The organism is Pseudomonas sp. B21-053, from assembly GCF_026016365.1.
GTDB lineage: Bacteria > Pseudomonadota > Gammaproteobacteria > Pseudomonadales > Pseudomonadaceae > Aquipseudomonas > Aquipseudomonas nunensis.
This window is the reverse complement of sequence record NZ_CP087205.1, coordinates 210,427-232,152: the sequence shown is the minus strand read 5'-3', so window position 1 is coordinate 232,152 and position 21,726 is coordinate 210,427. Positions and strand designations below refer to the sequence as shown.

The following is a 21,726-nucleotide window of genomic DNA, read 5'->3' as shown; positions in this document are numbered from 1 at the left end:
CCTCCTTATGGGGTTTCGATGCGCCGCTGCAGCAAGTTAATCAGCAGCAACAGGACGAAGGAAACCACCAGCATCAACACGCCAATGGAGGTAGCACCGGTGTAATCGTATTGGTCGAGTTTGACCATGATCAGCAGCGGCAGGATTTCGGTTTTCATCGGCATGTTGCCGGCGATGAAAATCACCGAACCGTACTCACCGACGCCACGGGCAAACGCCAGGGCGAAACCGGTCAGCCAGGCCGGCAACAGCGCGGGCACCAGGATGTAGCGGAACACTTGCAACGGCTTGGCGCCGAGGCAAGCGGCGGCTTCTTCGACTTCACGGGGGATGTCGGCCAATACCGGCTGCACCGTGCGCACCACGAACGGCAGCGTGACGAAGGTCAGCGCCAGGGTGATGCCAAGCGGGGTGTAGGCGATTTTGAAACCCAGGTCTGCGGCGAATTGCCCGACCAGGCCGGTCGGCGTGTACAACGCGGTCAGCGCGATACCGGCCACGGCGGTGGGCAGGGCGAACGGCAGGTCGATCATCGCGTCGATGATCTTGCGGCCGGGGAAGGTGTAGCGCACCAACACCCAGGCCAGCAGCGTGCCGATGATGCCGTTGATGATCGCGGCGTACAGCGCGGTGCCGAAGCTCAACTTCAACGCCGCCAGCACCCGAGGCGCGGTGACGATGGCGTAGAACTGATCCCAGGTGAGCTGGGCGGCATGCACGAACATCGCCGCCAGTGGAATGAGCACAATCAGGCTGAGGTACACCAAGGTGTAGCCCAGCGTCAGCCCGAAGCCGGGTATGACGGGGGAGATACGACGCGACATAAAAGTCCTTGGTCAAAAAGCAGTCTGCTAAACGCATCAATGTGGGAGCGAGCTTGCTCGCGAAGAGGGAACATCAGTCAACAATTACGCCGTCTGACACACCGCTTTCGCGAGCAGGCTCGCTCCCACATGGTCCGTGCCTGAGCATCAGGCTCGTGTGTGGCTCAAATCAGGTTACTGCGCCTGGTAAATCTGGTCGAACACGCCACCGTCATTGAAGAATTTCGGTTGCGCAGTTTTCCAGCCGCCGAAGTCTTTGTCGATGGTCACCAGGTCCAGGGTCGGGAACTGCTTGGAATACTTCGCCGCTACGTCTTTGTCACGAGGACGGTAGAAGTTTTTCGCAGCGATTTCCTGACCGGCCGGGCTGTACAGGTGCTTGAGATAGGCTTCGGCGATTTGCTCGTTGCCCTTCTTCTCGGCGTTCTTGTCGACTACAGCCACTGGCGGCTCGGCGAGGATCGACAGCGAAGGCACGACGATTTCGAACTTGTCCGCGCCGCCGTCTTCTTTCAGCGCCAGGAACGCTTCGTTTTCCCAGGCCAGCAACACGTCGCCCTGACCGTTGTTGACGAAGGTAATGGTCGAACCGCGAGCACCGGTGTCCAGCACGGGTACGTGCTTGAACAGGGTCTGGATATATTCTTTGGCCTTGGCCTCGTCACCGCCGTTGGCTTTCAGGCCATAGGCCCAGGCCGCGAGGAAGTTCCAGCGCGCACCGCCGGAGGTTTTCGGGTTCGGGGTGATGACCGACACGTCGTTCTTGATCAGGTCGCCCCAATCTTTGATGCCTTTAGGGTTGCCCTTGCGCACCAGGAACACGATGGTCGAGGTGTAAGGGGTGCTCGCATCCGGCAGGCGTTTTTGCCAGTCGGCCGGCAGAGTCTTGCCAAGCTTGGCGATTTCGTCGATGTCACCGGCCAGGGCCAGGGTCACTACGTCAGCACGCAGGCCGTCGATTACCGCACGGCCTTGTTTGCCCGAACCGCCGTGGGATTGCTGGATTTTCACGTTGTCGCCAGCGTGGTCTTTCTTCCAGAAGTTGATGAATTCGGCGTTGTAATCCTGATACAGCTCACGGGTCGGGTCGTACGACACGTTGAGCAGCTCGTAATCCTTGGCAACCGCGGAACCCGCAAAAAGGGCGCTGGCCAGCGCGGCCAAAGCGAAATGACGAATCGACGACATGGTGAAAGCTCCTGGAATTCTGATGGTGTTGGCTTTTCTTATGGGTTTCTGGAATCGCGGTTGCCGGTTAAAAGATCGCCGCCTTCGGCAGCTCCTACATCAATCCCCCATAGGAGCTGCCGAAGGCTGCGATCTTTTGATCTTTTCAGCTCGGCTTGTTGGCCGGGTTCTGCAGGCGGAATTTCTCTTTGCGTTCGATCTGGACCACCTGTGCGTTGTGCACGGTGATTTCCACTGCGCCGAAACGCAGGTCGCGCAATGCGCTCTGGATCTCACGCAAAATGGTTGCTTCGTCCTGGCCGTCAACGCTACGTAGGGATGCGCTCATGGTGCTGCTCCTTCGACTGAGAGGTTGCCTGGCAGTGGCGGCACTGCTTGCGGCGTGAGGGCAATAGTAGATAGGCGCGGATATTCTTAAAAAGACTATTTAAGAATGTTTATATAACCAGAAAGTATTATTTGATGGGACAAGGGGTTGCGACGTGGTTGGCCCCCTTGAGATCAAAAGATCGCAGCCTGCGGCATCTCCTACGGGGTTGATGTGCGACCGGATATTCCGGATATGCACCGTCCAATGTAGGAGCTGCCGAAGGCTGCGATCTTTTCAACATCAGCGAATAACCGGAGCCCGAGCCCAATCCAGTTGCTCAGCCGGCACCGGCCTGCCGAACCAATAACCCTGCCCCAAATCACATTCCTGTTCGAGCAGGAAACCCGCCTGCTCCACTTGCTCGATCCCTTCGGCGTGCACCTGCATCCCCATGCTTTTGGCCAACGCAATAATCACCCGCACAATCGCGCCATCGTCCTCGTCCCACGGCAACCCGGCGACAAAACCCTGATCGATCTTGAGTTTCTGCACGGGCAGACGCTTGAGCCGCAGCAGCGACGAATACCCGGTGCCAAAATCGTCGATGGCCAGCCGAACCCCCAACTCGCGCAGGCGATGCATCTGCTCCAGCGCCACTTCCGGATCGTCCATCACCGCGCTTTCGGTGACTTCCAGCTCCAGATACGCCGGGTCCAGGCCGGTTTCGCGCAGCACCTGCGCCACTTGTTGATACAACTCGCGGCGGGCAAACAAGCGCGAAGACACGTTCACCGCGACAAACGACAACACCACGCCCGCCTGCTGCCAATCGCACATCTGCTGACAGGCCTGCTGCATGACCCAGGCATCAATCTCGGAAATCAGCCCGGTGCGCTCGGCGACGGGAATGAACTCCGCCGGTGAGATCAACCCGCGCTGCGGATGCTCCCAGCGCACCAACGCTTCGACACCCACCATACGACTGGTTTTGAGGTCATGGACCGGTTGGTAGTAGACGCGCAGTTCCTGCATTTCCAGGGCGCGGCGCAGTTCGAAGGCGATCTCGACCCGCTGCTGGGCATGCGCGGTCAATTCTTCGGTGTACAGCGCGTAGCCATCGCGCCCGGCGCTCTTGGCCTTGAACAGCGCGGAATCGGCATTGCGCAGGAGTTGTTCCGCGCCCAAGGCGTCGCTGGGGAACAGGCTGATGCCGATGCTGGCGTTGATGAATAACTGGTGCCCGTCGATCTCGAACGGCTGCTTGAGGCCATCGATGATCCGCTGCGCCAGAGCGGCGGCCTGCACCAGTTGCGGACAGTTTTCCGCGAGGACCGCAAACTCGTCGCCGCCCAGACGCGCCAGGGTGATGCCCGGCACGAACAGGCCCTTGAAACGCTCGGCCACAGCTTTGAGCAATTGATCGCCGACGTTGTGCCCGAGGCTGTCGTTGATCATCTTGAAGTGATCCAGATCGATCATCAGCAAGGCGCAGCCGCGTTTGTGCAGTTGCGCCGAGGTCAATGCCTGCTCGACACGATCGGTGAACAGCAGCCGGTTGGGCAGATCAGTCAGCGGATCGTGGTGGGCCAGGTGCGTCAGTTCGTGCTCGGAGTTCTTGATCGCACTGATGTCGGAAAACACTGCCACGTAATGACTGACCCTACCGAGATCGTCATGAATGAGGCGGATGGTCTGCCATTGCGGGTAGATCTCGCCGCTTTTACGCCGGTTCCAGATCTCTCCGCTCCACTGGCCGGCGCTGCCGAGCATCGCAAACATCGCCTGGTAGAACGCCGGCGGGTGGTGACCGGACTTGAACATGCTGGGCTGCTGACCGAGGACTTCTTCACTCTGATAACCGGTGATTTCCATAAACGCCCGGTTCACATGCACGATCAGGCCTTTGCTGTCGGTGACCAGAACCCCTTCGTGGGTGCAATCGAACACGGCGGCGGCCTGGCGCAGCCGCTCCCGGTCTTCACTGCACTCACGCAATTTCGCGCCGATCCCCAGGCAGCGGAACAATCTGGCCCGGGCGAGGAAGATTAATCCGGCGCTGAGCAGCACCCAGGCGTAACCGTTGATCAGTTGCCATCGCAACAGTTCGGTGGAGCTATCGAAGAAACTGTTCAATAAATAACCACTGAACTGGAGCCAGACTACTGAAAGCACCAGGTAAAGCAGCGCTGCACGCAAGGCATCGCGGTGTGTGGCTGACATTCGGCCGTCCATGTCCCTACAAAAGGGTTGGAATTATAGGTGAAAGAAACATCCAGCCACTCTTATCTGAAAGGGCGACTGGTTTTATCTGTGGGCTTAGTGATAATGCAACGGCTGTTTTTTTATTTATCGAGGGCCCTATAGCCTATGTGGTACGAAGGTTTTCTCGGCTTGTCGCCCTGGTCACTGGTGGCAGTCACCCTGCTGATGACCCACGTCACGATTGTTGGCGTCACGGTCTATCTGCATCGTTATTCAGCCCATCGCTCCCTGGAGCTCAATGCCGGCCTGAAACATTTCTTCCGCTTCTGGCTGTGGTTGACCACGGCGCAGAACACCCGCGAGTGGACAGCCATCCACCGCAAGCATCACGCCAAATGCGAAACCGTCGATGACCCGCACAGCCCGGTCATCAAGGGCCTTTCCACCGTGTTGCGCAAGGGCGCCGAGTTGTACCGCGAGGAAGCGGAAAACCCGGAAACCCTGCGCATCTACGGCAAGAACTGCCCCGAAGACTGGATCGAACGCAACCTCTACACCCGTTTCCCGCTGTTGGGTGTGGCGATCATGGGCGTCATCGACCTGCTGCTGTTCGGCACCATCGGCATCACCATCTGGGCCATCCAGATGATGTGGATCCCGGTCTGGGCCGCCGGCGTCGTCAATGGCCTGGGTCATGCCATCGGTTACCGCAACTTCGAATGCCGCGACGCGGCGACCAATCTGGTGCCTTGGGGCATCCTGATCGGCGGCGAAGAACTGCATAACAACCATCACACCTACCCTAACTCGGCAAAACTGTCGGTGAAGAAGTGGGAATTCGACCTCGGCTGGGCCTGGATCCAGGTCTTCAGTTTCTTCCGTCTGGCCAAGGTCCAGCGTGTCGCGCCGATCGCCCACCGGGTCGAAGGCAAGGGCAGCCTGGACATGGACACCGCCATGGCCATCCTCAACAACCGCTTCCAGATCATGGCTCAGTACCGCAAGCTGGTCATCGCGCCGCTGGTCAAGCAAGAGCTGGAAAAGGTCGATCACTCGGTCCGTCACCAGTTCCACCGCGCCAAGCGTCTGCTGTCGCGGGAAACCAGCCTGCTGGATGACAAGCACCATATCCGCATCCAGAACATGCTCGAGCACAGCCAGGCGCTGAAGGTAATTTACGAGAAACGCCTGGCCTTGCAGCAGATCTGGGTCAAGACCAGCTCAAATGGTCACGACATGCTTGCCGCGATAAAGGATTGGGTGCACGAAGCCGAAGCCAGCGGGATTCAATCCCTGCGCGACTTCGCCGATCAGCTGAAAACCTACTCCCTGCGCCCAGCCGCGGTCTGACCTGTAGCAGTCGCAAACCCTGACGACGCGTTTTCACTGAAAAAACGCGTCGCCAGTACCGCCCGGCGGGAGCCTCCTCCCTGGCCCCGTCAGCCGGGAACTAAGCTCCAAATCCCCTATCTCAAAGACACTTCGCCATCCAGGCGGGACGAGACCTGTTATCAATTATTTCCCACCAAAGCGTGACAGCGCCTGCTGTGGCACAAGAAATAATCGATAAAGGGCCCACGTAGTGGCCGCTTTCGAAACATCGAGCGGTGCACGCCCTTTGAGATCTGTGCCGATGGTCACCAAAAACCTACAAGACTCATCCCACCCGCAGTGGCCCGAGGCCGCGCAAACCCTGATGGCGCTCATGCATGCCCAAGGTGAAGTCGCACGCCTGAGCGAACGCGAACAACTCTTCAGCTCGCTGCTGGTCAGCGTCAACGCCGTGCTTTGGGCATTCAACTGGGAAACCCGTCAGGTGCTTTACGTCAGCCCAGCCTACGAACGGATTTTCGGCCGTTCCGCCGGGCTGTTGCTGGCCGACTACAACCAGTGGCGCGACAGCATCTACCCGGACGATCTGGACTACGCCGAGCGTAGCCTGGCCGAAGTGCTGGTCAAAGGTGCCGTCGAAGACCGCGAGTACCGCATCATCGCGGCCGACGGCCAAGTACGCTGGCTCAGCGACAAATGCTTCATCAACCGTCAGGCCGAACCGGGGCAACCGGTGATCATCGTCGGCATTGCCGAGGACATCACCGAAAAGAAGCAGATGGAAACCGAGCTGCAACGCCTGGCGACCACCGACGTGCTGACCCAAAGCAGCAACCGTCGACACTTCTTCGAATGCGCCCATCGCGAATTTGAACAGGCGAAGCTGCAAGGCGCGCCGCTGGCCTTCCTGCTGCTGGACATCGATGACTTCAAAGTGGTCAACGACAGCTATGGCCACCCGGCAGGCGATACCGTGCTGCAACACATCGCCGAAAGCGGTCGCGCGGCATTGCGCCGGGGTGATCTGTTCGGGCGAATTGGCGGGGAAGAATTTGCTGCAGTATTCCCGGGCTGCGCGCCAGACATGGCCATGCAAGTGGCCGAGCGCCTGCAACGGGAGATTCAGCGGTTGAGCTTCAGCCATGAGGACCAGACGTTCGGCATCACCGTCAGCCAGGGCCTGACCAGTCTCACCGCCGACGACGAAAGCCTCGACAGCCTGTTCGCCCGCGCCGATGCGGCGATGTACGAAGCCAAGCGCCAGGGCAAAAACCGGATTATCTCGGCCTGACTGACTCAACACAGATCCCTTGTGGGAGCGGGCTTGCTCGCGAAGGCGGTGGGTCATTCAACTTTAATGTTGCCTGACACGACGCCTTCGCGAGCAAGCCCGCTCCCACAGGGGAATGGTGTGAGGTCTATTTTTTGCGCAGTCGCATCAGTTCGGGCAACCCAATCTTGAGCAATCGCGCTGTCCGGCTCTTGGCCAGTTCTTCAATGCCTTCATGCTCGGTCAGGCGCGCCAGTTGCGCGGCCATGTTCATCACCAGCGCTTCGCGGGAGTAAACCCCGCCACCGAGCTGGTAGACCGCTGCAATCAGCTCTCGCAACTCCAGTGGCAAGCGCCAGCGCGTCCGCAGTGCCGAACCGTAGCTCGCGCCGAATTCGGCCAGCGCATCGCCAATCTCTTCCCACTCGTCCAGCTCGCCCCCGGCCTGCTTCCATTCCTGCAAGCAACGCAGCAATGCCAGGTCACCGAGGCGGTGCAGCATCCCCGCGCAATAACAGCGCTCTTGGTCCAGATCCAGCAAGCGCGCCAGGGTCCGGCCATATTCGGCGGTGCGCAGCGACAAATCCCAATAACGTTCGGCGTAGTCCGCCAGCAGCGGATCACTGAGCCGCGCGCAACGCTTGAGTGCCAGGCCCAGAATCAGGTTCATGCTTTGCCCGGTACCCAGGCGATGCAGCGCCTGGGACAGGGTTTGCACCCCGACGCCATGGTGCTGGGCCGCGCTGTTGGCCGCTGCGATCAGCACGGCGGTGATTTGCGGATCGTTGCGAATCTCGGCTTCCAGCAGCGTCAAATCGAGACCATTGGGATTCAGGCTGCGTTTGACCGCCAACTGCACGTCAGTCATCAGCGGCGCGCCGTCAGTCGACTCACGTCGACGCTCCAGGTACACCGACAACGTCATGCCCGGCGACAGCGCAGGCACCTCGCAGGACACCTCTTCCCCGGCGTTCAGCAGCAACTCCTGCAGGCGATGAGTCAGGTTTTCCATGTCGAGGGGTTTGGTCAGGTACGCGGTCGGCGCCAAGGGCAAAGCTTCGCGCACACTGGCACTGTCATTGCGGCTGCTCAACAAAATGAACGGCAACGGCGGATTGCGTTTGCGCTGACGAACACTGCGTAAGACGTTCAGGCCATCGATACCGGGCAATTCCCAGTCAACGAGCACCAAGTCGTAAGGCACCGTCGCCAACAGCTCCAGCGCTTGCTGGCCATCGGCGCACAGGTCCAGCCGTGCGTCGCAACGCACATTCAACAACACCTGCTTGAGCAGGTCGCGGGACCAGGGGTCGGCCTCGGCAATCAGCACTCGCGGAACAGCGGGTAGAACCACAGCGGTCATTCGTACCTCCAACGGCAATGCATGAACCTTAGTCAATGCTGGCCATTCGATACAGCGCGATGTGTTCCGCGGACACGAAAAAACCCGCCGAAGCGGGTTTTTTTGTCGATCAGGTCACACTTGGCGATCAGAGTTCAGAGAAGCACTCTTCGATGATTGCCAGACCTTTGTCCAGTTGCTCGTCCGGCGAAGTCAGCGGTACCAGGACGCGCAGAACGTTGCCGTAGGTGCCGCAAGACAGCAGGATCAGACCTTTATCGCGCGCCTTCGCCACAACGGCTGCTACTGCAGGAGCGTTAGGCTTGTGGCTGTCGCCATCGACGAACAGCTCGACTGCGATCATCGCGCCCAGGGCACGGACTTCGCCGATCACCGGGTACTTGGCCTGGATGGCTTTGAGGCCAGTAACCAGACGCTCGCCGACAGCCTTGCAGCGATCCAGCAGGTGTTCTTCTTCAAACACTTCCATCACGGCCAGGGCCGCAGCGCAAGCGATCGGGCTACCAGCGTAGGTGCCGCCCAGGCCGCCTGGAGCAATGGCGTCCATGTATTCGGCTTTACCGCACACACCGGCCAGCGGGAAGCCGCCAGCGATGGATTTGGCGAAAGTGGTCAGGTCGGCAGCAACGCCCATCTGTTCCATGGCGAAGAAAGTACCGGTACGGCCAGCGCCGGTTTGCACTTCGTCAGCGATCAACAGAATGCCGTGCTGGTCGCACAGAGCGCGCAGGCGCTTCATGAACTCTTTAGGCGCGACGTAGAAACCGCCTTCGCCCTGAACCGGCTCGATGATGATCGCAGCAATGTCACGCGGCTCGGCGTCGTTCTTGAAGATGCGTTCGATGCTGGCGATCGAATCGTCGATGCTCACACCGTGCAGTTCGTTCGGGTACAGCGCGCGGAAGACGCCGCCTGGCATCAGGCCCATGCCGGCCGAGTAAGGCACGACTTTACCGGTCAGGCCCAGGGTCATCATGGTGCGACCGTGGTAGGCGCCGGTGAACGCGATCACGCCGGCACGGCCAGTGGCGGCACGGGCGATTTTCACGGCGTTCTCTACCGCTTCGGAACCGGTGGTTACCAGCAGGGTTTTCTTGGCGAAATCACCTGGCACCTTGGCGTTGATTTTTTCGCACACTTCTACGTACGGCTCGTAAGCCAGAACCTGGAAGCAAGTGTGGGTCAGCTTGTTCAGCTGTTCGGTCACGGCGGCGATGATTTTCGGGTGCACGTGGCCGGTGTTCAGCACGGCGATACCGCCGGCGAAGTCGATGAACTCGCGACCTTCAACGTCGGTCACGGTGGCATTCTTCGCGGACTCGGCGAAGATCGGGTGAATCTGGCCAACACCGCGTGGTACAGCGGCTTCGCGGCGTTTCATCAGGGATGCGTTAGTCTTGCTCATAAAGTCCTCATTCACCGCTCATCGGGCGGCGTAGTTCAAGGAAAATGCGGCGGGGAGGCAACTACGGCAGCATGCGATGATCGACTGCCACAGCTTTCCCGGCCACAGAGAAAATTCCGTTTGAAGCGCAGAAAGGGACAGCGCTCTCGTGCCCTTTCTGCTTGAAGCAAAACGCCTTGCCGGGCTTAGATGCCCAGGCAGAGGTATTTGATTTCCAGGTAATCTTCGATGCCGTACTTGGAGCCTTCACGGCCCAGGCCCGACGCCTTGATGCCGCCGAACGGCGCGACTTCGTTGGAGATCAACCCGGTGTTGACGCCGACCATGCCGTATTCCAGGGCTTCAGCCACACGGAACACACGGCCCAGGTCACGGGCATAGAAGTACGAAGCCAGGCCGAACTCGGTGTCGTTGGACATCGCGATTACTTCGGCTTCGTCTTTGAAACGGAACAGCGGCGCCAGTGGGCCGAAGGTTTCTTCCTTGGCCACGGCTGCGTTTTTCGGCACGTTGGTCAGGATGGTCGGCTCGAAGAAGTTGCCTTCCATCACCTTGCCACCGGCCAGAACGGTTGCGCCTTTGCTGATCGCGTCAGCAATGTGCTCTTGAACCTTGGCCACGGCTTTTTCGTCGATCAGCGGGCCAGTGGTGGTGCCTTCTTCCAGACCGTTGCCGATCTTGAGTTTGGCCACGGCCACTTTCAGCTTTTCGGCGAACGCGTCGTAGACCGAATCCTGAATGTACAGACGGTTGGCGCAGACGCAGGTCTGGCCGTTGTTGCGGTACTTGGAAATGATCGCGCCTTCGACGGCCTTATCCAGGTCCGCGTCGTCGAACACGATGAACGGCGCGTTGCCGCCCAGTTCCAGGGAGACTTTCTTGATGTCCTTGGCGCATTCAGCCATCAGCTGACGACCGATTTCGGTCGAGCCAGTGAAGGACAATTTGCGCACGATCGGGTTGCTGGTCAGCTCGCTGCCGATGTCGCCGGCGCTGCCGGAAACAACGCTGAATACACCGTTCGGGATGCCGGCACGCTGGGCCAGTTCAGCCAGAGCGAATGCCGAGAATGGAGTTTGCGAAGCAGGCTTGAGCACCATGGTGCAACCGGCGGCCAATGCTGGACCCGCCTTACGGGTGATCATCGCGGCCGGGAAGTTCCACGGGGTGATCGCTGCGGTCACGCCGATTGGCTGCTTGATCACGATCAGGCGCTTGTCTGGCTGGTGACCCGGAATCACGTCACCGTAGACGCGCTTGGCTTCTTCGGCGAACCACTCGATAAAGGAAGCGGCGTAAACGATTTCGCCCTTGGCTTCGGCCAATGGCTTGCCTTGCTCGAGGGTCATCAGGCGAGCGAGGTCGTCCTGGTTCTCGATGATCAGCTCGAACCAGCGACGCAGCTTGTTCGCGCGGTCCTTGGCGGTCAGTGCACGCCAGGCCGGCAGCGCTTTGTCAGCGGCTTCGATTGCACGGCGGGTTTCGGCAGCGCCCATCTTCGGTACGGTGCCCAGAATTTCGCCCGTTGCCGGGTTGTTGACCTTGATCGTCTGACCGTTGTCCGCATCGACCCAAGCGCCATCGATAAAGGCTTGCTGGCGGAACAACTGGGTGTCTTTAAGCTGCATGTCGGCTTTCCTTAACAGCACCGCGACCAGCGCGGAGCGAATTATGATTGTAGAAAGGCGCCTCGAAGGCTGCCGTCAGGGAAATCATTCACCGGGCTGAAGCACATAAATAGCGCACTGATTGAAACTCGTGCGGTTCAGCACCCAGACAAGAGCGTTTGAAATCTCGAACGAATCCTAGGATCAATGCCGGAAAAGGACAATAGGCCGTTCGAAAAAAAGAACGAAAACGGCGCATTTGCCTATTTTTTCTGATCAACGTAGCAAACGGGTGTTACAGGATAGAAAAACACAGGCTATTCAGCAGCATGGACGCCCGCAACGCATATGAGTATCATGGCGCCCGCTTGCACCAGTAGCTCAGCTGGATAGAGTACTGCCCTCCGAAGGCAGTGGTCGTGGGTTCGAATCCCGCCTGGTGCACCATATAGTAGAAACGAAAAAGCCTCAGTCCGCAGGGATTGGGGCTTTTTTGTGGGTGCTAAGAAACCAATTCAGCAGCTTTGCCTGAAACAAAAACTGACGACCTCAAAGTAACCGATGGTGGTGGATCTGCGGTTCGAGTGTTCAACTATACCTACAGCCACGGTTCCTATTTAACCATCTCAATCAAAACCCGAGGCAATGACGGAGCCCCCGATGACGGATCAGAAAGAGACTGACCATCCCCCAGCCCCACAGGGTGAAATGCTGCTCTTTCAGAGCGTGGATGGCCGGGTGCGTCTGGAATGTCGGTTCGGGGCCGATACGCTTTGGTTGTCTCAAGCGATGATCTGCGAATTGTACGGCAAGGCCAAAGCGACCATCAGCGAGCACATCAGCCACATCCTTGCCGAGGGAGAATTGATAGAGGATTCAGTTGTTCGGTTTTACCGAACAACTGCCGCTGACAACAAACCTTACAACGTTAAGCACTTCAGCCTGCCGCTGATTCTCGCGGTTGGCTACCGAGTTCGATCCCAGCGTGGCACCCAATTCCGGCAGTGGGCCACACAGACTCTTCAGGAGTACCTGATCAAGGGTTTCGTGATGGATGACGAACGGTTGAGGAATCCTCCCGTAGGTCCGTCGCAGGTGCCCGACTATTTCGACGAAATGCTGGCACGCATTCGCGACATCCGGGCCAGCGAGCGGCGGGTTTACTTGAGGGTTAGGGACATTTTCGCAATGGCCGCGGACTATGTGCCGTCAAACAAAGAAACCACAGCATTCTTCCAGATCATCCAAAACAAGCTCCAGGTCTGACTGCGGCTGAGCTGATTGCCCATCGCGTAGACGCAACCAAGCCGAATATGGGTTTGACTGGATTCAAAGGAGATGAGGTGCGAAAGAGCGATGTCACAATCGCCAAAAACTACCTTAATCAAGAAGAAATCAATGCGCTAAATCGCATCGTCACCATGTGGCTGGATTTTGCGGAAGATCAGGCATTGATGCGCAAGCAAGTTTTTCTGCGGGACTGGCAGGAGAAGCTGGATCAGTTTCTGGAGTTCAACAATCGTGATGTTCTGCAAGGTGCAGGGCAGATCAGTAAACAGGCGGCTGAAGAAAAAGCCCGGGCGGAATATGAAGTCTATGCCGAACAATGCCGAAGCCTGAAAGAAGTGGAGGGCGAACGATTGGGTATTGAGGCGCTGTACGACATCTCACGAGGGAAAAAAAGCTGAATCGGTTCTCGGTCTGGATTCCGTGTCTCCGACGGCAGACGCAGCATAAATAAAAATTAGAAAGCCTCAAGCCTTTAGGGACTGGGGCTTTTTTTTGTTGGTTGCTTTGCAAGCACGGCTCACCACCGACAACTCGTGATTTCTACAGTAAAAAACGCCAACCAATAAAAAACCCCTGAGCAATCTCAGCGCCTTAGCGCATCACCGACAGGGGCCGTGTTGAGGCCGATTGTAAACTGTGTGTCTCTGATCAACTACCGGCAAGCGGATGGTTGCCTAATGATCAACGCTGCTTGATTCAAACAGTCGCCCAATGTCTCTCGCGCTGTGCAGTACCCGCTCGATGTGAACCTCGTTGGCGGCCGAGCTGTAAAAGATCAGATATCGACCATGACTGATCATTCGCACACCTTTAGCGTAGTCATCCCGAGAAATCCCAAGAAGCGGTTGTGTAATAAGCTGTGAACATTGCACTCGCAACTCACCGACAAACGACTTGGCACGAACTGGATTGTCACGGGCGATGTATCTCGCGATTTGCAGTAAATCATCTCGTGCGTGTGCGGAGAAAAGCAGTTGCCTCATAGACGACCCTGGTCAGCTGCGACCTCATCAATGAGCGCGTCGAGCTCAGCAAATACCGTATCGGCGGCAATGGCTGGACGTGGGTCATTGCGGCTGGCGGCGATAGCCTCACGAATTTCTGCTGCCTGTAATCGATCCAGCAGTTCCTGATAAGCCGCGTGCGGCAGGAGATAAGCGGCCGGACGATTGTGGTTGAGTACAGCAATCGCCTCTGAGCCTGCCTGCTCGATCACAGTGCTTGGGCTGCGCTTGAGTTCGGTGATGCTGACCGACCGGCTAGCGAGTAATTGCTCCATGACCGCTCCAAAGGTACGAAAAAAAGTACCTTATAGTGCTCGATTGTCAGAGCCACGGTCAACGAGCATGTGACCGAAGCAATCCACGCATACAAAAAAACCGCCAAAGCGGTTTTTTTGTCATTCAGTCGTCCAATCAAACTCGTCATATTCCTCATCGTCCTCGTCCCCCTCCTCCAACACCTCATCCTCAACAGTGTCTTCCTCGGGGGCCGCTCCTTCCTGCTTGTTCAGCAGAAATTCCTTACGGCTCTCGGCAATGGCCCGTCTCAACTCCTCCCCCTTGTCAGGGCAGTTGAACATTTGGGCGATGCGATCGATTTTTTTCGCCACGGCTTCCTCCAACGCATCGGCTATGCCCCGATAGTGCGCGCTTTCGGGGGTTGTTGCCAAATTGGTGGAGGTTCTTTGGCTCAGTTTTTCTTCAAGGCCTTGAGTCGGGTGGTGAGGTTTTCGTTAGGGAAACGCTTGTGCAAGGCCTTCAACAGTTCATCGGCGGCTTGGGTTTGACCGGTGTTTTGCAGGCGCAGGACCTCACGTAGTTGGTCATCGAGGGTTTTCACCGGAGCAGCCACGCGTTTGCTTACTTTTGCTTCTTCAGCCATTTCTGCGTTGATCGATTCGCTCTGAGCGGGCGCGGCAAAATCGGCCATTGGCGCTGCGGGTGCCGGTGCGGATATCGCGCCGGCGGGGGCGGACAATGAACGTGCAATCGGGGCTGGGGCTTCTTTTTTTGCTGCGAAGGATGATGTTTTAGGCGCAGGGGCGGAGTCGAACTGCGGCTCTTGCTCGGGCGTACGTTGTACCAACGTCAACATCAGTGCCACGCCTACGAGGCTGGCAAACGCAACCTGCCAACGGGGTTTCTGGCAGGCCTGAACCCAACGCTGCCAAATGCTCGGTTTGCGTACAGGTGTTTCCCGGTGTGCAGTGGCCAGGATGAAGGCGTCGAGATGCGCCGGTGGGCCATCGTTGCTGTGTTCACGATAGTGCTTCAACACTTCGTCTTCTTTTGTAGGACGGGCGTCAGTCATGTCAGTACCTCCTCGGCCAGCAGCCGACGCAGTTTTTGCTGGGCGTAGCGCAAACGGCTTTTGACGGTTTCCAGCGGTGTTTCGGTGAGGGTGGCGATTTGTGGCAGGTCGAGGTCGCCGTGGGCGCGCAGCAGGAAGACTTCGCGCTGGTCGGCGGGCAAGGTTTGCAGGGCGGTTTCGAGGCGCTGGGTGTCGCGGCTCAGGCTCAGCAGTTGCTCGGGGTCGGCGGCGTTGTCGATCACGGCGTGAGCCTGTTCGTCGTAGCTGTCGTGCAACGGGTTGTGGATGCCATGTTTGCGCCAGTGGTCGATCAGTCGGTTGCGGGCAATCTGGTAAAGCCAGGTACGAAAGTTCGCCCGGCCTTGTGGCTGACTGGTACTGCGGATCAGGCTCAGCCAGGTTTCCTGGTAAACCTCTTCGGCGAGTTCGGCTTTGCCGCTGAGGCCGAGCAGGAATCGATAAAGGCCCTGGCGATGGCGGGCGTACAAGATCTCGAACGCCGGCCCGTCGCCCGAGCGATAACGCGCCAGCAGCGATTCGTCGCTGCTGGCATCGGTGCTCAATTCAGGAGCAGTCATATCAGCGATGATCCCTTTCACTCGATGCGGTTGGCATTGGACACCTGATTCGATGCCGTGGAAGTCCGCAGGCTCTGGGCCAATTCGACCAACTGCACAAACTCTGCGCGCAGGCCGAAGCGGTCGTCACCCCGGGCGCCACGAGCCAGGGCTTCGGTGTCTTTCAGGCTGAAATTGCCGGTGTAGCGGCCGTCCTTCAACTGCTGGGAAAACGCTGCCACCGCCGCGGCAAAGCGCAGGTCATCACTGGCTGGCGCTGAACTCGAAACAATCGGCCGCTCGATCAGACGACTATTCCCACCTTCCGGCAGTTGATATCGCACACGCAGCATCGCCATTTCCCCGGATTTCCCGGAAGAGGCTGTCGAAGAATCACCATAGCGCAACGGCTCCAACCAGCCCTTCTCACCCTTCGGCACAATTTCATACAACGCCGTCACCGTATGCCCTGCACCGATTTCCCCGGCATCGACTTTGTCGTTGTTGAAATCCTCACGCTTCAACGCGCGGTTTTCATACCCCAACAGACGATATTCGCTGACCTGCGCCGGGTTGAATTCCACCTGCAGCTTCACGTTCTTCGCCACCACGTCGAGGGTCGAGCCGAGTTGATCCACCAGCACCTTGCGCGCTTCACGCAGGTTGTCGATGTAGGCGTAGTTACCGTCGCCGGCGTCGGCCAGTTGTTCCATCAGGTGTTCATTGTAGTTATCCACACCAAAACCCAGAGTGGTCAGGGAAATGCCGGTTTTGCGTTTATCCACAGCCATTTGCTTGAGGCTGTCGAAGTCGCTGATGCCGACGTTGAAGTCACCGTCGGTGGCCAGCAGGATGCGGTTGATACCTTTGGGGATAAACGCCTGCTGCGCCATCTGATAGGCGAGTTCGATGCCTGATGCTCCAGCGGTTGAGCCACCGGCAGTCAATTGGTCGATGGCTGTACGAATCTTCGCTTTTTCACGCCCGGAAGTCGGCTCCAGCACCACACGGAATTCGCCGGCGTAGACCACCAGTGACACCCGATCCTGTTCACGCAATTGATCGACCAGCAATTTCAGGGTGCTTTTGACCAGCGGCAAACCTTCGCGGCGGTCCATCGAACCGGACACGTCCACCAGAAACACCAAGTTCGCCGGAGCCAATGACGCCACTGCCCGGTCCGAAGCCTTGATGCCGATGCGCAGCAAGCGGGTATGCGGGTTCCACGGCGACGGCGCCAGTTCGGTGGTCACGCCGAACGGCGAGCCATCGGTGGGCAAGGCGTAATCGTAGGGGAAATAATTGACCATCTCCTCCAGCCGCACTGCGCCTTCGGGTGGCAAACGCCCCTGATTCAGCAAGCGCCGGACGTTGGCATAGGCGCCAGTATCAACGTCGGCGCTGAAGGTCGAAACCGGCGCCTCGGCCACGCTGTGAATCGGGTTGTCCGCCAGCGCCTGATATTGCTCGCGCTGCTCATCCCGATAACCGGGCGGAGCAGCTTCAGACATCGGCGCAAAGCTGGCCATCGGCGCCGCCCGCACACTGCGCTTGGCCATCACGGCATCCGCCATCACCGCTTCACGCGACACCACGGCTTCAGTTTTCAACTCACCTTGAGCCGGTGCCGGTGAAGATGACGGCGGCGCCACGACAGCGGATTCAGGCTTGGACGAAACACCACAACCGGCAACGGCCAGCAGCAGCCCAATGGCGAAACCATGGGCGGCCGGGCGGAGAAAATGCAGAGGGAGGGACATGGGGGCTGACCTCAGGAGGAAATTGATCCATTCATCCTCTGAGACGGACAGCCCGCCAGGTTCGGGTTAAACCGCTGTGAAATAAATCTTCAGCGGTGATAACGCCGCACCACGCTGCTGTTGCGCAGCACGTGATCTTTGATCTTTTCCAGCAATTGCGCGCGGGTCAGGCCGGCCGGCAAGGCGTCCGGGGCCAGGTCCAGGGCGTAAATCTGGATGATGTAGTGGTGCGCGCTGTCGCCGACTGGCGGGCAAGGACCGACATAAGTCGTGGTGCCTTTGACGTTGGTGCCGCCGACGCCTTCGAGGGCGGATTTTGCACCGACACCCGCAGGGATCTGGTGGGTCGTCGCCTTGATGCCGTAATGCACCCAGTGATCGACGCCCTGGCCTTTCGCGCCGTCGGGGTCATGCATGACGATGGCGTAGCTGAGGGTGCCTGCCGGGCCGGCGTTCCAGTTCAGGGCCGGGGACTGGTTGTGTCCGCCGCAATTGGGTGCATCGCTGGCAGCCGCCGAAGTAAACAGTCGATCGTCCGTGACACCGGGGATATTGAGGGTGAAACGCTCCTGGGCCTGCACGGGCAATTGCACGCAAAGGGCGACTGCAACGGCCGCCAGCCAAGGGTTCAGAGAGGTCAATCGGGTCATTACCGGAGCACCTTGTGCGGGTTGGGCCGTCGTCGGCTGGCAGACTATAGCCGGACCGTTCGCGCGGTGGCAGTGGCAATTGAGCTGAACCTCGGGATAAGGGCCAAACTCAATAGAGAAACACCTGCCTGGAGAGCGCTCATGGCCCTGCACCGCGTTGCCCGTTTCGCCGATGTGCCGGAAAACCGGGGCCTTGAGGTCCGGATCGACGACACCAAGATTCTCCTGCTGCGGGTCGGTGATCAACTGCGCGCCTTCCAGGGCGAATGTCCCCACGCCGGGGCGCCGCTGGCCGAGGGCGCGCTGTGTCACGGGCGGCTGATCTGTCCGTGGCACAAAGCTGTTTTCCGAATCGAAGACGGCGCGCTGTGTGAACCGCCGTCGTTGGACAGTCTCAAGCGCTACCCGCTGGAAATGCGCGAAGACGAAGTCTGGGTCGACGATCAGCCAATGTCCGACCCGCACACGCCGCCAGCGGACGATGACCGTACCTTTGTGATCGTCGGCGCCGGCGCCGCTGGCACCGCAGCGGCCGCCGCATTGCGTGAGAAAGGTTTCGGCGGTCGCATCCAACTGGTCGACCGCGAAACTGACGCCGGCTACGACCGCACCGTACTGAGCAAATTCGTGATCGCCGGGGAAATGCCGCCGGAAGAAGTCCCACCGCTGCGCGACGAGGAGTTTTATCGCAAACAACGCATAGAACGCATCCGTGGCGAAGTCGCGAGCCTCAACGCGCAGGACAAAACCTTGAAACTGGCCGACGGACAAACCCTGAGCTACGACGCGGCGTTGCTGGCGACTGGCGGCCTTCCCAAACCGCTGGAACTACCCGGCGCCGACCTGCCGGAAGTGTTCCTGCTGCGCTCGAAGGATCAGGCGCAGCGCATTATCGACGCGGCCAAACCCGGGCAGCGGGCGGTGATCATCGGCGACAGTTTTATTGCCCTGGAATCGGCTTCGTCCCTGCGCACTTATGGGTTGGACGTGACCGTACTCGCCCGCCACGCCGTACCCTTCGCCGCCCAATTTGGCGAGGCCGTGGGCAAGGCGATTCGCGCCCTGCATGAGGCGCATGGCGTGGTCTTTCACACCGAGGGTGAAGCTGCGTCCATCGAGGGAACCGGCAAGGTCGAGGCGGTGCTTCTGGATAACGGGCAACGCTTACCGGCGGATCTGGTGCTGGTCGGCATTGGCGTGAGCCCGGCCACTGCGGTGTTTGCCGACATGCCAAAAGAGAAAGACCAATCGCTGAAAGTCGACGGTGGGATGCGTCTGGCCGAAGGCCTGTGGGCAGTCGGCGATATCGCCACCTTCCCGCTCAACGGCCAGCCGCAGCGGATCGAGCACTGGCGTCTGGCGCAGCAACAGGCGCGGATCGCGGCGACCAACATGCTCGGCGGCGACGAGCATTATCTCGACGTGCCGTATTTCTGGACCTGGCACTTCGGCAAAAACTACGACTACCTGGGCCATGCCGAGCGTTGGGATGAGGTGGAATTCAAGGGTGATCCTGACCATCCTCCGTTTATTGGGCTGTTCGGTAAGCACGGAGTGGTGGTGGCTGCGGTGACCTGTGAAGAAGAGCGGGCGATGGCGATGCTGGCCGAGCGGATGAAACAGCCGCTGCCGGTGGATGAGGCGTGGCGGCTGGTTCGGGATATTGGATGAATTTGAATTGGATTGAATGTGTAGGAGCGAGGCTTGCCCGCGAAGGCGATCTTACGGGCGCCTTCGCGGGCAAGCCTCGCTCCTACAGGGATTTGTGCCGAGTTTAGAGATGGATCACCGGTTCGCGATTGTCGTCATCCTCAGCCGGCAAGCGAATCACCAACGGATGCTCCAGCGGTGCCAGCCGCGTCACTGGCGGCGCCGGATCAATCGGAAAGTAATGCGTGACCACATGGCTCACATCACCCTCCTGATTGTTGTGAATCGTCATCGAACCCGGCGTGCGTAATTTCTCCAACCGATCACCGCTCAGCTTGAAGCTTTTGCTCAACCCATGATCATCCACCACCGGTGCCGGCAAACGACGTTGGGCGAAGCTTTTGCTTTTACGATGTTGATAACGCGCCCAGGAAATCAGGATCACCGCGTTCAACACCGCCACCCACAAATAAATCTGCAAGGTGCCGAGTGCATCGAACACTGACGCATCGATGCGTGGGCCGTCGTGGGTATCGATCAGTGGCCACAACCCGCGCACCAGCAGATAGAGCAGGCCAATCCAGGCCAGCACCGTGAAGAAGGCATCGATCACGACCAGAAAGGGCCGCTGCCGGGTTCTGATAATTTTCATTTGATGACCTCTTCCTCTTCATCATGCAGCGGTTTGATACCCCGGTCCGGGCTGACCCAACGCGCGCGTTTCTGATGTTGGCCGAACAGCACTTTGGGGAAGCTGACCAGCGTGGTGAGCAGACTGATGAGCCAGAACATCAAGGGATACCAGACGACCCAGAACATGGTCTTGCCCAGGCCTTTTTCATAACGCCGGTCGATCAAGATGCTGACCGCAAATTGCACCAGGCAGACCATCGCCAGCAGCAACCCGGTAAACGCCGGTGGCAGCAAATGGTCCACAGCAATTGCAGAAGGCATTTCGATGAATTTACCCACGGCCCAGAAGATCACCGACAGCAGGAAAGTGAAGGCCCAGCCGGTGGACAGGCAGTATTCGAACAGCAGCGGCCACAGGTAGCGATGACGGTACTGCCAGATGCCGCGAATATTCTTGAACAGCACTTCGGCGCCGCCCTGGGCCCAGCGCAGACGCTGCTTCCACAGGCCGCCGAGGGTTTCCGGCATTAGAATCCAGCACAGGGCGCGGGGCTCGTAGAAAATGCTCCAGTGATCCAGTTGCAGCTTCCAACTGATGTCGATGTCTTCGGTGATCATGTCCGGGCTCCAGAAGCCGACCCGATTCAGCGCCGTGCGCCGGAACGCGACGATCACCCCGGACACGGTAAAGATCCGTCCGAACACCCGTTGCGTACGCTTGATCAAACCAATGATCGACGAGAACTCGCCGACCTGCACCCGACCCACCAGCGTCGAACGGGTGCGAATGCGCGGGTTGCCGGTCACCGCACCGAGGCGTGCGTTATCCAGCATTGGCGCGACCAGATACGCCGCCGTGTTCGGCGCCAACAGCGCGTCACCGTCGATGCACACCAGATATTCGCTATGCGCCGCAATGGCGCCCATGCGCAGGGCCACGGCTTTGCCCTGGTTTTCCGCGAGGTGCAGCACCCGCAGGCGGGGATCTTGCGCCGCCAATGCGTCGAGTACAGCGGCGGTGTTGTCCTTGGAGCCGTCGTTGATCGCGATCACTTCAATGTTCGGGTAATGCTGGGCCAGCGCCGCGTGAATGGTGTCGGCGGCGTTGTCGCCTTCGTTGTAGCAAGGGATCAGGATCGAAATCAGCGGCTCGCCGGCCAATGGCGGCGGCAACGTGTCGTCCTTCCACGGCCAGTGACGTTCCCAGTGCAGCCAGAAATACAGGCCGCCGGCGATCCACAGCCCGGACATGAACAGTGGATAAAAGAACACGAAGTCCATCAGGAATTGCCCGGTGACCAAGAAGATCAGCCCCAGGGGTATCCCTAGGACGATCGCCAGTACCAGCAGGGCCAAAAGTCTATCCAGCATG

Annotated in this window: 19 protein-coding genes, 1 tRNA gene and 1 pseudogene; 5 read left to right on the top strand and 16 right to left on the bottom strand. The window is 59.0% G+C overall.

The genetic code is table 11. The annotated features are described in order from the left end of the window. Positions 1–5: 5 nt before the first annotated feature. From cysT to dibA, 4 genes are all read right to left on the bottom strand, one after another. Complete coding sequence (cysT, locus tag LOY68_RS00995; RefSeq protein WP_054050213.1) at positions 6–824, bottom strand: sulfate ABC transporter permease subunit CysT; 819 nt, start codon at positions 822–824, stop codon at positions 6–8. A gap of 174 nt (positions 825–998) precedes the next feature. Then, positions 999–2,012, bottom strand: coding sequence for a sulfate ABC transporter substrate-binding protein (locus tag LOY68_RS00990; RefSeq protein ID WP_054050215.1), 1,014 nt, complete (start codon positions 2,010–2,012; stop codon positions 999–1,001). A gap of 145 nt (positions 2,013–2,157) precedes the next feature. Further along, positions 2,158–2,340: a sulfur starvation response protein OscA gene (gene oscA / locus LOY68_RS00985; protein ID WP_059404116.1), complete on the bottom strand. Its 183-nt coding sequence runs from the start codon at positions 2,338–2,340 to the stop codon at positions 2,158–2,160. A 282-nt stretch (positions 2,341–2,622) separates the two neighbouring features. Then, complete coding sequence (gene dibA / locus LOY68_RS00980) at positions 2,623–4,542, bottom strand: phosphodiesterase DibA (protein ID WP_265042446.1); 1,920 nt, start codon at positions 4,540–4,542, stop codon at positions 2,623–2,625. A gap of 147 nt (positions 4,543–4,689) precedes the next feature. Here dibA and desA point away from each other — a divergent pair, with 147 nt between their 5' ends. Further along, positions 4,690–5,874, top strand: a complete 1,185-nt coding sequence (gene desA / locus LOY68_RS00975; protein ID WP_054050221.1) for a delta-9 fatty acid desaturase DesA — start codon at positions 4,690–4,692, stop codon at positions 5,872–5,874. Between the two features lie 283 nt (positions 5,875–6,157). Beyond that, positions 6,158–7,147 carry a GGDEF domain-containing protein gene (locus LOY68_RS00970; RefSeq protein ID WP_265042445.1) on the top strand — a complete coding sequence of 330 codons (990 nt, stop codon included), beginning with the start codon at positions 6,158–6,160 and terminating at the stop codon, positions 7,145–7,147. Positions 7,148–7,274: 127 nt separating this feature from the next. On the opposite strand, the gene LOY68_RS00960 is transcribed toward LOY68_RS00970, so the two are convergent. The 3 genes from LOY68_RS00960 to gabD form a co-directional block, all read right to left on the bottom strand. Continuing rightward, positions 7,275–8,489 (bottom strand): response regulator, encoded by a 1,215-nt coding sequence (locus tag LOY68_RS00960; RefSeq protein WP_163907682.1) that lies wholly within the window; start codon positions 8,487–8,489, stop codon positions 7,275–7,277. A 127-nt stretch (positions 8,490–8,616) separates the two neighbouring features. Then, a complete protein-coding gene (gene gabT / locus LOY68_RS00955) occupies positions 8,617–9,894 on the bottom strand; it encodes a 4-aminobutyrate--2-oxoglutarate transaminase (protein ID WP_054050227.1) in 1,278 nt (425 codons plus the stop codon). A 185-nt stretch (positions 9,895–10,079) separates the two neighbouring features. Beyond that, the gene (gene gabD, locus LOY68_RS00950; RefSeq protein ID WP_054050229.1) at positions 10,080–11,522 is read right to left on the bottom strand and encodes an NADP-dependent succinate-semialdehyde dehydrogenase; all 1,443 of its coding nucleotides are present in this window, start codon (positions 11,520–11,522) and stop codon (positions 10,080–10,082) included. 349 nt (positions 11,523–11,871) lie between these two features. Here gabD and LOY68_RS00945 point away from each other — a divergent pair. Together LOY68_RS00945 and LOY68_RS00940 are read left to right on the top strand one after the other, a co-directional pair. After that, positions 11,872–11,948 (top strand) — tRNA-Arg (locus LOY68_RS00945). A gap of 198 nt (positions 11,949–12,146) precedes the next feature. Then, positions 12,147–13,189, top strand: a pseudogene (locus LOY68_RS00940) (virulence RhuM family protein). A gap of 276 nt (positions 13,190–13,465) precedes the next feature. Here LOY68_RS00940 and LOY68_RS00935 read toward each other — a convergent pair. From LOY68_RS00935 to LOY68_RS00905, 7 genes are all read right to left on the bottom strand, one after another. Next, positions 13,466–13,774, bottom strand: coding sequence for a type II toxin-antitoxin system RelE/ParE family toxin (locus LOY68_RS00935; RefSeq protein WP_265042444.1), 309 nt, complete (start codon positions 13,772–13,774; stop codon positions 13,466–13,468). Further along, positions 13,771–14,070 (bottom strand): type II toxin-antitoxin system prevent-host-death family antitoxin, encoded by a 300-nt coding sequence (locus LOY68_RS00930; protein ID WP_265042443.1) that lies wholly within the window; start codon positions 14,068–14,070, stop codon positions 13,771–13,773. Before LOY68_RS00930 ends, LOY68_RS00935 begins: the two co-directional genes overlap by 4 nt. 120 nt (positions 14,071–14,190) lie before the next feature. Continuing rightward, positions 14,191–14,463 (bottom strand): hypothetical protein, encoded by a 273-nt coding sequence (locus LOY68_RS00925; RefSeq protein ID WP_265042442.1) that lies wholly within the window; start codon positions 14,461–14,463, stop codon positions 14,191–14,193. A gap of 20 nt (positions 14,464–14,483) precedes the next feature. Beyond that, positions 14,484–15,104, bottom strand: a complete 621-nt coding sequence (locus LOY68_RS00920) for a hypothetical protein (RefSeq protein ID WP_265042441.1) — start codon at positions 15,102–15,104, stop codon at positions 14,484–14,486. Next, positions 15,101–15,682: an RNA polymerase sigma factor gene (locus LOY68_RS00915; RefSeq protein WP_054616582.1), complete on the bottom strand. Its 582-nt coding sequence runs from the start codon at positions 15,680–15,682 to the stop codon at positions 15,101–15,103. The genes LOY68_RS00920 and LOY68_RS00915 overlap by 4 nt, the downstream gene beginning before the upstream one ends. Before the next feature lie 17 nt (positions 15,683–15,699). Further along, positions 15,700–17,421: a vWA domain-containing protein gene (locus LOY68_RS00910; RefSeq protein WP_265042440.1), complete on the bottom strand. Its 1,722-nt coding sequence runs from the start codon at positions 17,419–17,421 to the stop codon at positions 15,700–15,702. 89 nt (positions 17,422–17,510) lie between these two features. Beyond that, a complete protein-coding gene (locus LOY68_RS00905; protein ID WP_054050253.1) occupies positions 17,511–18,071 on the bottom strand; it encodes a YbhB/YbcL family Raf kinase inhibitor-like protein in 561 nt (186 codons plus the stop codon). A 141-nt stretch (positions 18,072–18,212) separates the two neighbouring features. Here LOY68_RS00905 and LOY68_RS00900 point away from each other — a divergent pair, with 141 nt between their 5' ends. Further along, a complete protein-coding gene (locus LOY68_RS00900) occupies positions 18,213–19,742 on the top strand; it encodes an apoptosis inducing factor family protein (RefSeq protein ID WP_265042439.1) in 1,530 nt (509 codons plus the stop codon). A 103-nt stretch (positions 19,743–19,845) separates the two neighbouring features. Here the strand turns inward: LOY68_RS00900 and pgaD are convergent, their stop codons facing one another. Further along, positions 19,846–20,373 (bottom strand): poly-beta-1,6-N-acetyl-D-glucosamine biosynthesis protein PgaD, encoded by a 528-nt coding sequence (gene pgaD / locus LOY68_RS00895; protein ID WP_054050256.1) that lies wholly within the window; start codon positions 20,371–20,373, stop codon positions 19,846–19,848. Further along, positions 20,370–21,725, bottom strand: coding sequence for a poly-beta-1,6-N-acetyl-D-glucosamine synthase (gene pgaC, locus LOY68_RS00890; RefSeq protein WP_265042438.1), 1,356 nt, complete (start codon positions 21,723–21,725; stop codon positions 20,370–20,372). The genes pgaD and pgaC overlap by 4 nt, the downstream gene beginning before the upstream one ends. Between the last annotated feature and the right edge of the window lies 1 nt (position 21,726).

Excerpts from the sequence above, each read along its gene's own strand:
- LOY68_RS00910 (WP_265042440.1), bottom strand. The coding sequence starts at position 17,421 with ATGTCCCTCCCTCTGCATTTTCTCCGCCCGGCCGCCCATGGTTTCGCC.
- oscA (WP_059404116.1), bottom strand. The coding sequence starts at position 2,340 with ATGAGCGCATCCCTACGTAGCGTTGACGGCCAGGACGAAGCAACCATT.
- LOY68_RS00905 (WP_054050253.1), bottom strand. The coding sequence starts at position 18,071 with ATGACCCGATTGACCTCTCTGAACCCTTGGCTGGCGGCCGTTGCAGTC.
- desA (WP_054050221.1), top strand. The coding sequence starts at position 4,690 with ATGTGGTACGAAGGTTTTCTCGGCTTGTCGCCCTGGTCACTGGTGGCA.
- LOY68_RS00900 (WP_265042439.1), top strand. The coding sequence starts at position 18,213 with ATGGCCCTGCACCGCGTTGCCCGTTTCGCCGATGTGCCGGAAAACCGG.
- LOY68_RS00935 (WP_265042444.1), bottom strand. The coding sequence starts at position 13,774 with ATGAGGCAACTGCTTTTCTCCGCACACGCACGAGATGATTTACTGCAA.
- pgaC (WP_265042438.1), bottom strand. The coding sequence starts at position 21,725 with ATGCTGGATAGACTTTTGGCCCTGCTGGTACTGGCGATCGTCCTAGGG.
- LOY68_RS00915 (WP_054616582.1), bottom strand. The coding sequence starts at position 15,682 with ATGACTGCTCCTGAATTGAGCACCGATGCCAGCAGCGACGAATCGCTG.
- LOY68_RS00960 (WP_163907682.1), bottom strand. The coding sequence starts at position 8,489 with ATGACCGCTGTGGTTCTACCCGCTGTTCCGCGAGTGCTGATTGCCGAG.
- gabT (WP_054050227.1), bottom strand. The coding sequence starts at position 9,894 with ATGAGCAAGACTAACGCATCCCTGATGAAACGCCGCGAAGCCGCTGTA.
- cysT (WP_054050213.1), bottom strand. The coding sequence starts at position 824 with ATGTCGCGTCGTATCTCCCCCGTCATACCCGGCTTCGGGCTGACGCTG.
- LOY68_RS00930 (WP_265042443.1), bottom strand. The coding sequence starts at position 14,070 with ATGGAGCAATTACTCGCTAGCCGGTCGGTCAGCATCACCGAACTCAAG.
- dibA (WP_265042446.1), bottom strand. The coding sequence starts at position 4,542 with ATGTCAGCCACACACCGCGATGCCTTGCGTGCAGCGCTGCTTTACCTG.
- pgaD (WP_054050256.1), bottom strand. The coding sequence starts at position 20,373 with ATGAAAATTATCAGAACCCGGCAGCGGCCCTTTCTGGTCGTGATCGAT.
- LOY68_RS00990 (WP_054050215.1), bottom strand. The coding sequence starts at position 2,012 with ATGTCGTCGATTCGTCATTTCGCTTTGGCCGCGCTGGCCAGCGCCCTT.
- gabD (WP_054050229.1), bottom strand. The coding sequence starts at position 11,522 with ATGCAGCTTAAAGACACCCAGTTGTTCCGCCAGCAAGCCTTTATCGAT.
- LOY68_RS00920 (WP_265042441.1), bottom strand. The coding sequence starts at position 15,104 with ATGACTGACGCCCGTCCTACAAAAGAAGACGAAGTGTTGAAGCACTAT.
- LOY68_RS00970 (WP_265042445.1), top strand. The coding sequence starts at position 6,158 with ATGGTCACCAAAAACCTACAAGACTCATCCCACCCGCAGTGGCCCGAG.